The sequence below is a fragment of the Bordetella bronchialis genome (assembly GCF_001676705.1).
Taxonomy (GTDB): Bacteria; Pseudomonadota; Gammaproteobacteria; order Burkholderiales; family Burkholderiaceae_B; genus Bordetella_C; species Bordetella_C bronchialis.
Genome location: NZ_CP016170.1, coordinates 2,146,231 through 2,158,807, shown reverse-complemented (window position 1 = coordinate 2,158,807; position 12,577 = coordinate 2,146,231). Strand labels below are relative to the sequence as shown.

9 protein-coding genes are annotated in these 12,577 nt (G+C 68.8%); 5 read left to right on the top strand and 4 right to left on the bottom strand.

The window, feature by feature from the left end:
- Position 1: 1 nt before the first annotated feature.
- From cydX to BAU06_RS09685, 3 genes are read right to left on the bottom strand one after another with little or no spacing between them, the layout of a single operon-like run.
- Positions 2-118: a cytochrome bd-I oxidase subunit CydX gene (gene cydX / locus BAU06_RS09695; protein ID WP_066347793.1), complete on the bottom strand. Its 117-nt coding sequence runs from the start codon at positions 116-118 to the stop codon at positions 2-4.
- 14 nt (positions 119-132) lie between these two features.
- Complete coding sequence (cydB, locus tag BAU06_RS09690) at positions 133-1,281, bottom strand: cytochrome d ubiquinol oxidase subunit II (protein ID WP_066347791.1); 1,149 nt, start codon at positions 1,279-1,281, stop codon at positions 133-135.
- A 12-nt stretch (positions 1,282-1,293) separates the two neighbouring features.
- Positions 1,294-2,856, bottom strand: coding sequence for a cytochrome ubiquinol oxidase subunit I (locus tag BAU06_RS09685; RefSeq protein ID WP_066347789.1), 1,563 nt, complete (start codon positions 2,854-2,856; stop codon positions 1,294-1,296).
- A 127-nt stretch (positions 2,857-2,983) separates the two neighbouring features.
- Between BAU06_RS09685 and BAU06_RS09680 the strand changes: the two genes are divergently transcribed.
- The 3 genes from BAU06_RS09680 (at position 2,984) to BAU06_RS09670 (ending at position 8,610) form a co-directional block, all read left to right on the top strand.
- Positions 2,984-4,678: an ATP-binding cassette domain-containing protein gene (locus tag BAU06_RS09680; protein ID WP_082993593.1), complete on the top strand. Its 1,695-nt coding sequence runs from the start codon at positions 2,984-2,986 to the stop codon at positions 4,676-4,678.
- 5 nt (positions 4,679-4,683) lie between these two features.
- Positions 4,684-6,408: an ATP-binding cassette domain-containing protein gene (locus BAU06_RS09675; protein ID WP_082993592.1), complete on the top strand. Its 1,725-nt coding sequence runs from the start codon at positions 4,684-4,686 to the stop codon at positions 6,406-6,408.
- A 126-nt stretch (positions 6,409-6,534) separates the two neighbouring features.
- Positions 6,535-8,610 carry an FUSC family protein gene (locus tag BAU06_RS09670; RefSeq protein ID WP_066347787.1) on the top strand — a complete coding sequence of 692 codons (2,076 nt, stop codon included), beginning with the start codon at positions 6,535-6,537 and terminating at the stop codon, positions 8,608-8,610.
- A 52-nt stretch (positions 8,611-8,662) separates the two neighbouring features.
- Here BAU06_RS09670 and BAU06_RS09665 read toward each other — a convergent pair whose 3' ends face one another.
- On the bottom strand, positions 8,663-9,715 hold the full coding sequence (locus BAU06_RS09665; RefSeq protein WP_066347784.1) for a serine hydrolase domain-containing protein: 1,053 nt from the start codon (positions 9,713-9,715) through the stop codon (positions 8,663-8,665).
- Between the two features lie 300 nt (positions 9,716-10,015).
- On the opposite strand from BAU06_RS09665, the gene BAU06_RS09660 reads away from it, so the two are divergent.
- Positions 10,016-11,587 carry an ABC transporter substrate-binding protein gene (locus tag BAU06_RS09660; protein ID WP_082993591.1) on the top strand — a complete coding sequence of 524 codons (1,572 nt, stop codon included), beginning with the start codon at positions 10,016-10,018 and terminating at the stop codon, positions 11,585-11,587.
- A 70-nt stretch (positions 11,588-11,657) separates the two neighbouring features.
- Positions 11,658-12,575: an ABC transporter permease gene (locus BAU06_RS09655; RefSeq protein ID WP_066347782.1), complete on the top strand. Its 918-nt coding sequence runs from the start codon at positions 11,658-11,660 to the stop codon at positions 12,573-12,575.
- The last annotated feature ends 2 nt before the right edge of the window (positions 12,576-12,577 follow it).

The following is a 12,577-nucleotide window of genomic DNA, read 5'->3' as shown; positions in this document are numbered from 1 at the left end:
GCTACTCCGCCTGCCCCGTATCGCCGCCATCCAGCTGGTGATACTCCAGCCAGATCCCGTTCAGGATGCCGAAGCACACCGCCAAGCCCAGGCCCAGTATCCACGCGAAATACCACATCGCTTGCTCCTGTGTCAGTAAAGATCCGGATCGGTAGACAGCGCCTTGATGGTCGAACGGCCCCACATCACCTTGAAGGCCCAGGCCGTATAGAGCAGCACGATGGGCAGGAACACTACCGTGACCGCCAGCATGATGAACAGCGTCGTATGGCTGGAGGACGCATTCCACACGGTCAGGCTGGAGCGCGGGTCCACGCTGCTGGGCAGGATGAAGGGGAACATCGAGAGCCCCACGGTGGCGATGATGCCCAGCGCCGACAAGGACGAGCCGCCGAACGCCGGCCATTCGCGGCCGGCACGTATGCCGGCCAGCGCCATCAGGGCCCCGGCAAAGCCCAGTATGGGCGCCGCCATCATCCAGGGATAGGCATTGAAATTCGCCAGCCAGGCGCCGGGCGCCGCGGTGGCGGCCGTACGCAGGGGGTTGGACGGCCCGGCCGGAGCGGCCACGCCTTCCAGGCGATAGCCCAGCCCGCCGTAGGCCACATAGGCATAGCCCGCGGCAAACAGCACGATCACCAGCAGCGCGGCGACCGAGCCGATGCGGCGCGCGCGGTCGCGCACGGCGCCGTTCTCGACCTTGATCGTCAGCCAGGCGGCGCCATGCATGACCAGCATCGTTGCCGACAACACGCCGCAAAGCAGCGAGAAGGGGCTGAACAAGCCCAGGAAGGCACCCTCGTAGGTCGCGCGCAAATCCCCGTCCAGACGAAAGGGCACACCCAGCAGCACGTTGCCGACGGCCACGCCGAATACCAGCGCGGGCACGGAACCGCCGATGAAAAGCGCCCAGTCCCAAGCGCCCCTCCATGCCGCGGCGGACCGCTTGGAGCGGTACTTGAAGCCGACCGGACGCAGGATGAGCGCCGCGAGCACCAGGAACATGGCCATGTAGAAGCCTGAGAAACTGACGGCGTAGACGAAAGGCCAGGCAGCGAAGATTGCGCCGCCCCCCAGGATGAACCAGACCTGGTTGCCTTCCCATGTCGGCGCGATCGCATTGATGGCCATGCGTCTTTCGTTGTCGTCGCGGGCGACGAAGGGCAGCAGCGCCGCCACGCCCAGGTCGAAGCCGTCGGTCAGGGCGAAGCCGATAAGCAGTATGCCCATCAGCGCCCACCAGATGACGCGCAGCGTCGGATAGTCGAGCGGGATTTCCATATCGTTGTTTCCTTATTCGGCGGCGGCCAGCCCGCCGGTGGCGCCAGGCACCTGGGAGGCGGGCTCATGGTGGGCGTAGGGGCCCCGCTTGACCGTGCGGACGATCAGGCCGACCTCCACGACCGCGAGCGCGCCATACAACAGGGTGAAACCGGCGATCGTGGTCCACAATTGCGCGACGGTCAGGCTGGATATGCCCAGGAAGGTGGGAAGCACGCCTTCCACCGCCCACGGCTGGCGGCCCAGTTCCGCCAAGACCCAGCCCGCCTCGGCCGCGATCCACGGCAGCGGCATGATGAGTACGGCGGTGCGCAGCAGCCATCGCGTATCGAAGCGCCGGCGCGCCGCCATGACGCAGGCCGCGGCGAACACCGCGATCTGTATGAAGCCGATCAAGGCCATGACACGGAATACCCAGAACATGACCGGCACGTCGGGCACGGTGTCCCAGGCGGCCTTTTCGATGGTGGCCGCATCGGCCTTGCGCGGGTCGTCGACATAGCGCTTGAGCAGCAGGCCGTAGCCCAGGTCGCGCCGATGCCGCTCGAATTGCTCGCGCGCGGCGACGTCGTCGGGGCGCTGCTTCAGGCGCTCCAGCGCGTCATAGGCCCGCACGCCGCTTTCGACACGCGTCTGCGACACCGCCACCAGTTCGAAAATGCCGGCCACCGGCCTGTCGATGGAGCGCGTGGCGATCAGGCCCAGCAGATACGGGATCTTCACTTCCGCGTGGGTCTTGCGGTCCGCCAGGCTGGGAATCCCGAAAGCGGTGAAGGCAGCCGGCGCCGGTTCGGTTTCCCACATGGCTTCCAGGGCCGCGAGCTTCATCTTCTGGTTGTCGGTCAGGGCATAACCGCTTTCGTCACCCAACACCACCACAGACAGCGCAGAAGCCAGGCCGAACGCCGCCGCCACCGCGAAGGACCGCTGCGCCACGCCGCGCCATTTGCCCCGCAGCAGCATCCACGCCGATACGCCGAGCACGAACACCGATGCCGTCACATAGCCGGCGCTGACGGTATGCACGAATTTGGCCTGGGCGACGGGATTGAACAGCACCTCGCGGAAGCTGTCGATCTCCATGCGCATCGTTTCGGGATTGAACACCGCGCCCACGGGATTCTGCATCCAGCCGTTGGCGACCAGGATCCACAATGCCGACAGGTTCGACCCCAGGGCGACCATGAAAGTCACGAACAGATGGCCGCGCTTGCTCAGGCGCTCCCAGCCGAAGAACATCAGCCCGACGAAGGTCGCCTCCAGGAAGAAGGCCATCAGGCCTTCGATCGCCAGCGGCGCGCCGAAGATGTCGCCCACGTAATGCGAGTAGTATGACCAATTGGTGCCGAACTCGAATTCCATGGTCAGACCCGTGGCCACACCCAGCACGAAATTGATGCCGAATATCGTGGCCCAGAAACGCGTGATCGCGCGCCAGATGGGCTTGTCGGTCATCACGTAGATGCTTTCCATGATGACCAGGATGAACGACAGCCCCAGGGTCAGGGGCACGAAGAGAAAGTGATACATCGCCGTCAGGGCGAATTGCAGGCGGGACAGTTCGACTACGTCCATGTGATAAGCCTTGGGACAGGTGACCGCGCCATCGTAGGACCGCCTACCCGCGCCGCCCATGACATAGCTCAAACCTTGCGCGGAAAATCGCGGGCACACTGCGCTTGCCCTGTTTCGAAGCCCGCGAATGCCCAAGACTCCCGACCGCGCCTTGTCCGCCCCGGCCCCGCCGGCCGGCAGGACCGGCCACGCCCGGCTGCTGCGCGCGCTGGCGCGCGGCGACGCCCGCGCGAACCGTCGGCTGGCCTGCCTGACGGTCCTGCATGCCGCCTGCGTGGCGGCATGGGCACTGGCCTTGACGCAGGTCCTGGTCCAGGCTGCATCGCCGCAGTCGCTGCTGGCCCTGGCGGCGGCTTGCGCCGCGCGGGCCTGGCTGTCGCGCGCCATCGCGCGCGGGGCGGCATGGCAGGCCTGCGGCATCAAATCGCGGCTGCGCCGGCGCGCCGTCACCGCCGCCCTGGCCGACCGGGCACCGGCAGCGGCGACGGGCGCCGTCATGGGTGCCGCCGTCGATGAAATCGAAGCCCTGGACGGCTACTTCAGCCGGTACCGGCCCGCGGAAATGGACGCCCGTATCGGCCCCCTGCTGATCGCGGCCGCCATCGTGCCGGCCAGCCCCGTCGCCGCAGCCATCCTGCTGGCCACGCTGATTCCCTTTGCCGCCATCATGGCACTGGCGGGCGGCGCGGCCAGCCTGGAAGCGACACGGCAGTTCGAGGCCCTGGCGCGGCTGTCGGGCCACTTCGTCGACCGTGTGCGCGCCCTTCCCGTCATCCTGGCCTTCCAGGCGGAGGCGGCCGAAACCGCCCGGGTCGGGACGGCCGCGCGCGAAGTCAGCCGGCGCACGATGAACGTGCTGCGCATCGCCTTCGTTTCCTCCGCCGCGCTGGAATTCTTCTCCGCGGTCTCGGTCGCCATTGTCGCGGTGTATTGCGGCTTCGCCCTGCTGGGACTCCTTCCCTTCAAACCGCCGGAAACCCTGGACTTCCCCATCGCGTTTTATGCGCTGGCGCTGGCGCCGGAGTTCTACGCCCCGCTGCGCCGGCTGGCTGCCGCCTATCACGAGAAGCAGTTGGGGGAAGCCGCAGCCGGCCGGCTGCTCGCACTGTGGCCAGCGATGCGGTGCGAAATGCCGGCATCGGACGCCGATGCGGCCATGCCGGGCCCGGAGACCGATGCCTGTACTTCCGCGCCCGCCGTGCGCTGCCGCAACGCCACGGTCGGCGACGGCGACCTGGCCATCGGCCCCATCGACCTTGACGCACCGGCCGGCGCGCTGACCGTGGTGACGGGCCCCACCGGATCGGGCAAATCCACCCTGCTCGCGGCGCTGGCGGGTTGGGTACCCGTGCGGTCCGGCGCCATCGCCATCGGCGACGCGCCGCCCGGAACCGCCGGCGGCAACGGAACACCCGACATTTCGTGGGCGGGCCAGGCGCCTGTGTTTTTGCCCGGGACCATACTGGAGAACCTGATGGCCGCCGCGCCAGGCACCACACGCGAAGCGGCACTGGAGATGGCCGACCGGGTGGGCCTGGGACCGGCGCTGCGGCCGCGCTCCAACGGCGGCGACACAGTGCTGGACGAGCGCGGTTCCGGACTGTCCGGCGGCGAGCGGCGGCGGCTGGCGCTGGCGCGCGCGCTGCTCAAGCCGGCACCGCTACTGCTGCTGGACGAGCCCACGGCCGACCTGGATGCCGCTTCCGAGCAAACGATCGTCCAGCTCATACGCGACGCCGCCCAGGCCCGTACCGTGATCGCGGCCACCCATTCCGCCGCGCTGGCCGCGGCGGCCCGCCATTCCCTATGCCTGGCATCTTGACCGGCATGAAAGCCGCACTGCGCTTGCTACCGGACACGCTCGCCCGCCCGCGAACCCGCCCGCCGGCCTGCGCGAATGCGCCGCGCCGCAGCGCCATCGCGCGCTTCGTGCGCGCGCAGGCGCGGCTGCGGCGCGGCGACCTGGCGTTGGCCGCGGCAAGCGGGGCAATCGCGGCAAGCGGCGCGACCTTGCTGCTGGGCCTGTCCGGCTGGTTCCTTGCCAGCGCCGCCATGGCGGGCAGCGCCGGCCCCGCGGCGGTCCTTGCCTTCAACTATCTACTGCCCAGCGCCGGCATGCGCGGCCTGGCCATCCTGCGTACCGTCGGGCGCTATGGCGAGCGGCTGTTCGGCCACCGCGCGGCCTTCGCCGCCCTGGCGGACCTGCGCCCCGCGCTGTTCGCCGGCATCGCTGCCTCGCCGCCGCGACGCGCGCTTTCGCTGTCCGGGGGCGAGGCCTCGGCACGCCTGGTGCAGGACGTCGATGCGATCGAGCATGCCTTTGTGCGCCGCCCGGCGCCTTGGGCGGCGGCCGGCGCGATGGCGGCGGCCCTGGCCGTGCTGGCGCTTGCCTCGCCCTGGGCACCGGCGGCGCTGGCCGTGGGCGTCGGCGCGCAGTGGATCCTTGGCCGCCATCTTGCACGGCGCTATTGCGACCAGGCGGGACGCGATGCGCAGCGCGCCGCGGGCGCGCTGAAAGACGCCCTGGGCGCCTACCTGCCGGCCAGGACGGAACTGCGGTGTTTCGGCCTGGTGCCGCGCGCGGTGGACGCCATCATGGCGCGCGACGCCGAACTGGGCGCCGCCATCCTGGGCCGCAACCGGGCGCAGGCCGATCTGGCGGCCGCGCAGGCCGGCATGGCCGCCGGCACTGTGCTCGCCGTGGCGGTACTGGCCGCGGCCGCGCCGCTGCCGCTGCTGGCCCTGGCCGTCCTGGCCGCGCTGGCGGCAATGGAGGGCGTGGCGCCCGTGCTGCGCGCGGCGCAGCAGCAAGGCGCCTTGGACGAGGCCGCCGCGCGCCTGGACGCGGCGATGGCACCTGACGCGGCGCAAGGACATCCCCGGCACGGGGCGCCGTCCGCCGGGATCGCCGGTGGAATCGCCAGTGGAATCGCGCGGGATGCCGTGCCCCTGGAAGTCGATGGACGTCTGCTTCCAGCGGGCGCCCATGTCGCCATCGTCGGCGCTTCCGGCTCCGGCAAGACAGCCATGCTGGAGGCCTTGCTGGGCCTGCGCGCCGCCGCACGCGGCCGTTTCCGCGTGGCCGGACACGCCCTGGAGAACGGTCCGATGGGCTGGGCGCGGCCCTGCTTCGCCTACCTTCCCCAGGATGCCCGGCTGCTGGCGGGCACGATCGCGGACAACCTGCGGCTGGCGGCGCCCCTGGCGGACGATGCGGCCTTGTGGCGCGCGCTGGCGGATGCACAGTTGGACGCGCGCGTACGCGCCATGCCGCAACGACTGCAGACCTGGATAGGCGACGGCGGCGTGACGCTGTCCGGCGGGGAATGCCGGCGGCTGGCCCTGGCGCGTGCGCTACTGCGGCCGGCCCCCTGGCTGGTGCTGGACGAGCCCACGGAAGGCCTGGATCCCGCCACGGAAGACGCGCTGGTACGGGCCCTGCAAGCCCGGCTGGCGCGCACCGGGCAAGGATTGCTGCTGGTCAGCCACCGCCCCGCCCCCTTGCGCCTGTGCGACGCACGGCTGCGGACGGAGACCGCGGCGCGCGATTAGGCAAAAGTTCCCCGGCCGCACGACTCTCGCGGCCATCGGGTCTTTTGTTTTCCATATCCCGTACACGGCCGGCCCGGCGCCACGCGGTACATTTGCGCATCCCCCCATGGCCGACCGCCATCTTCCATGTCCGCCGCCAAAGCCGCCCTGCAGTTCGTTCATGGCCAGCACGTCTACACCGCCCTGCGCGCGCTGCTCGGCGTGGTGCTGCCCGCCCTCTGCGCCCTGGCGATCTCCGGCAGCATGGAAGCGGCCATCGGCCTGGCGCTGGGCGCGTTCTGCGTCTCGCTGAACGACCTTCCCGAAACCCTGCGCCGCAAGCCGCGCCGCATGCTTGCCGCCACGCTGGTGCTTGCGTCGGCGGCCACGGCCATCGCCCCTGTATTAAGCCACCCGGCCGCGGCCTTGCCGGCGCTTCTTGCCATCGTGTTCTGCGCGGGCCTGGCGGTGGCGTATGGCCAGGCCGGCACCTTGCTGGGCATGTGCGCGCTGCTGGGGGTGGACCTGATGCTCGCTCAACACGACGCCGGCGGCGACCCGTGGGTTTTCCTGGCGTGGATGGTGGCCGGCGGGCTGTGGTACACGGCCTTCAGCACCGCGGTTTGCGCCGTCTTTTCCCAACAGATCGCGCGCCGGGCGATCGGCGAATCCCTGATGGCCGCGGCGGCGCATCTGCGCTGCAGGGCCGAATGCTTCGTCCCCGGCACGCCCCTGGACCAGTGCCAACGCCGGCTGGCGGACGCACAGTCGGTGGCAATCGACGCGCAGCAGACCGCGCGCGACATCGTGCTGGGCGGCCTGGCCGCCAACCGCCGCCACGACAGCCGGCAGGCGCACTTGTTCAATATGCTGACCGGGGCGGTGGACGTCCACGACATCTCGCTGGCCCTGCACGACGATTTCACCGCCCTGCGCGGGGGCGGCGATGGCCGGACGGGCCGGGCCGTGCACGACATCATCCTGGGTATGGCGCGGTGGATCGAAGACCTGGTGCCCCGCTATGTGCTGGGACGCACCGTCGATCCCCCCGCCACCTTGGATAGGGCTGCGCGCGAGCTCGATGACGGACCGGCGCGGGTTTTCAAGGCCCGCCTCGCCATGCTGGCCGGCACCCTGGTCCAGTTGGCGGCCGAAGCGGACGCGGCCGCGCGCGCGCACGGAACCGGTCCGCGCGGCGCGCCGGACACCGCCTGGCCATCGGACGTCGCGCTCGCGGTGCGCACGTGGCGGGCCACGCAAAATCCGCGGATGCCCTGGCACGCCCTGCGGGCCTCGCCCGCCGCCGTGCGCCACGCCGTACGGCTGACCGCGGCCATCGCCGCGGGCACCCTGGCCGCCAAGTGGGTGGGTGGCCACGGCACCTGGGTCATCCTGACCATCATGATCGTCATGAACCCCGCTTTCGGGGCCAACCAGCAGCGCACCCGGCAACGCATCGCCGGCACGCTGCTGGGCTGCCTGGGCACGGCGGTCCTGCTGTGGCTGGGCGTGCAGGCGCCCTGGCTGGTCACGGTGGCCATCATCCTTGCGTACGGGGCCTCGTTCGCGCTGGCGCGTCCGGCGACATATCTGGCCAGTGTGGTCTTCACCACCATCGCGGTGCTGATGCTGTACCACCTGCTGGTGCCCGGGTGGTCCATGATCGAACAGCGGGGCGTGGATACCTTGATAGGCGGCACCATAGGCGCACTGGGCGCCTTCCTGTTCCCGGCCTGGGAATATGTGGGATTGGATACCAGGCTGGCGGCCGCGCGCCAGGCCTGTCGCGGCTACGCCGCGGCCGTGTTCTCCGACGACTTCCAGATGCCGTGCTACCGGCTGGCGCGCCGCGAGGCCTTGCAAGCCGTGCGCACGTTGGCCGCCTCGTACCAGCGCATGCTGCAGGAACCCGTCTCGAAGCGGCATGCCGCCATGGAGATCGGCATGTGGCTCGCCGCGTGCAACCTGATGATCGCCGCGCTGGCGGCGCTCGGCCAATGGCGCCGCGCCAATGCCGGCGCGGCCTTGTCACCCGACTGCCGCGTTCATGCGCCGCTGGTGGATCGGACGCTGGATGGCGCCACCGACGAAGCCGGCGACGCGGGGCAGCACGCGCCGGCTGCGCTCATGCCGCTGATCGGCGCGGCACGCGCCATGCGGCGCGCCAACGCCAGGCTCGCCAGCGCATCGCGGCGGCCAGCCTCGCGGCGGATGCACGCCTAGCAGCGAAAGCGGAATCGAAAGGGCCGCGCGGAACGGTCGCGCGCGACACGGCTCACGCCGCGTCCACCGCCTGCAATACCTTGCCGAAGAACGCATCGGCATGCGCGGAATCGAGCCAGCGCACCACGACGACCATGCGGCGCTCGGGCTCCACCCAGGTAAAGGAACTGCCGGCCCCCACGCCGAAGAAACTCGAAGCCGGCACGCTGGGAAAGACGCGGCGCTCGTGGTTCAGCCAGATGAGAAAACCGTAATACGGCGCGAGGGGGCAAGGGGTACGCATGGCGGCGATCCAATCCTCGGACAATACCTGCCTGCCCCGGGCCTTGCCGCCGTCCAGCAGCATGCGTCCGATCAGGGCCTGGTCCACGCTGCTGATCGACATGCCGCCGCCCCAGTGCGAGCCGCCCGGCACCGACTGCATGCGCTTGCCATCGATCTCCACCCAGGCATTGTCGTAGCCCACCCACTGCCAGTTTTCGCTGGCGCCCACCGGGCGCGTGATGGCCTCGCGAAAGATCTCCGGCAAGGGACGGCGGAACAGATGCAGCAGCGCGAAGGACAGCTGGTTGATGCGTACGTCGTTGTACTCCCAATACGTACCGGGCTGGCGCAGCGGGCGCGGGTCGCCCTTCTTGCCGCCCGGCGGGTCGCCGAAGGTGACGGCGCGATAGCGGTCCACCTGGTCCGGTACGCCGAAGCGCTCGCCCTCCCACTCGCTGGTTTGCTGCAGCAATTGCCGCCAGGTGATTTCCGCATTGCGTCCTTCGTCGAAGCCTATGCCGGGCACGCGCGTGCGCACCGTTTCATCGACGTCGGGCAGCAGGCCGCGGTCATAGGCCACGCCGGCCAGCAGCGCCAGGTACATCTTGGCCACGCTGAAGGTCAGGTCGGCGCGCTCGGGTTCGCCCCAGGATGCCAGGGTCTTGCCGTCGACCAGCACCGTGCCCGACACCGGACCGCGGTCATGCACCGGACCGAGCAGGCGGTTCCAGGGCGGCGGGTCGTTCTGGTGCACCCCCCAGACGCCGTCGACGCTGCGATCCCATGCGGATTCGTGTTCGCGGGCGAACTGGATGGCTTGTTGCATGAGCGGGTCGTTCATGGGGTGTCCGGGACAGGGTCGAGGAAGGCGGCGCGCCGTTCAGGGAAAACATGGATAGGGGCGAACGTACGCTCTGGTATACAAAGACAGCCGGCACGCACGCCCATGACACGCCGCGACGCACGCCGCCGCGGCGGCACCACTCTATCCCATCGTGCAGCAACGGTGATTTAGGGCATTCCCCATGCGTGTCCGCCACGTGCCGGCCGCCCCCCTGGGCCGGCGGCGCGGCAATGAAGTCGATACGCGCAGTACCGCAGCATCTTGTCGCAGCCCTTCCAGGTCCAGATAGGAGCCTACATGGTCGATCGTCGCGTTGTCCCCCCGGTGTCGCCATCCGCCTTTTCCATCGCGGCGCTGATACGCCCCGTGGCGTCCCTTGCCGCCGCCATCGCGCTGTGCGCGGCCTGCCCGGCATGGGCGGGCAAGCAGGACGACACGCTGCGCATGGCCTACGACCAGGCGCCGGAAAGCGTCGATCCGTATTTCAACAATGTGCGCGTGGGCGTGATCATCGCGGCCAATGTGTGGGACACCCTGCTGTACCGCGATCCGCTCACCAACGAATACAAGGGCCAGCTGGCGGAAAGCTGGAAGCAGGTCGACGACAAGACGCTGGAGTTCAAGCTGCGCAAGGACGTGCGCTTCCACAACGGCGAAACCTTCGACGCGGATTCGGTGGTGTACACCCTGAACTTCGTCGCCGACCCCAAGAACAAGGCCACCACGCAGCAGAACGTGCAATGGATAGACCGCGTGGAGAAAGTGGACCAGTACACCGTCCGCATCCATACCAAGGAGCCCTTCCCCGCCGCCAAGGAATACCTGTCGACCACGGTCGCCATCCATCCCGCCAAGTACTACAAGGAAGTCGGCCCCGCCGGCATGAACGCCAAACCGGTGGGCTCGGGGCCGTACAAGGTGGTCGACTACCAGCCGGGCAAGTCCATCACCCTGGAACGCAACGCCGACTACTTCAAGGATTCCCCCAAGGCGCAGCCCAGGATCGGCAAGGTGGTGATCCGCTTCATTCCCGATCGCCAGACGCAGATGGCGGAAGTTCTTTCGGGCCAGGAGGACTTCATCATGAGCGTGCCCAAGGACCAGGCCGAGCAACTGGCGGGCATGCCCAACCTGCAAGTGGTCAGCGGCAATACGATGCGCATCGTGTTCATGCAGATGAACACCCTGCCGAACACGCCGGCGCCGCAGTTGAAGGACGAACGCGTACGCAAGGCCATCGCGCACGCCATCGACCGCGAATCCATCATCAAGAACATCGTTGGCGGCGACGCCAGGATCCTGAACACCATCTGCACCCCGTCGCAGGTAGGTTGCACGGACAAGGGCGCGACTGTCTACAACTACGATCCGGCCCTGTCGAAAAAGCTGCTGGCCGAGGCCGGCTATCCCAACGGCTTCGACATCGACATCGTGGCCTACCGCGAACGCAACCAGACCGAGGCCATCATCAACTACCTGCGCGCGGTGGGCATCCGCGCCAGGCTGAACTTCCTGCAATACGCCGCGATGCGCGACATGATCCGCGCGGGCAAGGCCGCGCTGACGCACCAGACCTGGGGCTCCAACCTGGTCAACGATACATCGGCCTCGACACCGGTGTACTTTGCCTTCGGCTCGGACGACATCAACCGCGATCCGCAGGTCAGGCAGCTGCTGGACGAGGCCGACCGCACCATCGATCCCGCCAAGCGCGACGATACCTACCGGCAGGCGCTGACCTTGATCTCGCAGCACGCCTATGCCGTGCCGCTCTGGTCGCTGCCGGTCTACTACGTCGCCAGCCAGGACGTGGACTTCAAGCCCTATCCGGACGAACTGGTGCGTTTCTGGGAGATGCGCTGGAAATAGCGCCGCCAGGCCCCGCGACCGCGGGGCCGCGCGCCGGCTCCGGGGCCGGGCCGCATGACTGGGGGACGATATGCTTGGGTTCACGATCCGTCGGCTGGGATTGGCCATACTGGTGGCGCTGACCGTTTCCGTGCTGGCGTTCATGCTGCTGCACCTGTCCGGCGATCCGGCCGTGGCGCTGGCCGGCGAAGGCGCCCGGCAAGCCGACATCGAGATGATACGCAAGGCCTACGGACTGGACCGTCCGCTGGTCGTGCAGTACGGCACTTGGCTGTGGGATGTGGTGCGCGGCCATTTCGGCACCTCGGTGTACTTCAAGACCGATGCGGGCCCGCTCATCCTGTCCAAGCTCAAGACCACCCTGCTGCTCGGGCTGTACTCGCTGGGCGTCGCCCTGTTGATCTCGGTGCCCTTCGGCATACTTGCGGCGCTGTACAAGCATAGCCTCATCGATCGCGCCTGCCTGGCGCTGGCCGTCCTGGGACAGGCCTTGCCGAATTTCTTCTTCGCGCTGCTGCTGATCATGCTGTTTTCGCTGACGCTGCGCGTGCTGCCCGTCTCCGGCAGCGGCACCTGGAAGCACTTCGTCATGCCCGCCATCGCGCTGGGCTATTACGTGGCGCCGGCCTTCATGCGCCTGATCCGCGCCGGCATGATCGAGGTACTGTCCGCCGATTACATCCGCACCGCGCGGGCCAAGGGGCTGCCGGCGGGCAAGGTGATCTTCAAGCACGCGCTGCGCAACGCCATCGTGCCCGTGGTCGCGCTGGCCGCCGTGCAGCTGGGCTATCTGCTGGGCGGATCGGTCGTCATCGAAACCATCTTCGCGCTGGATGGCCTGGGCTACCTGGCCTACCAGAGCATCACATTCAAGGACTTTCCCGTGATGCAGCTCATCGTGCTGCTGCTGTCCATCATTTACGTGGTGCTGACGCTGGCCGCCGACGTGGCCAACGCCTGGCTGGATCCGCGCATCCGGGTGTCCTAGCC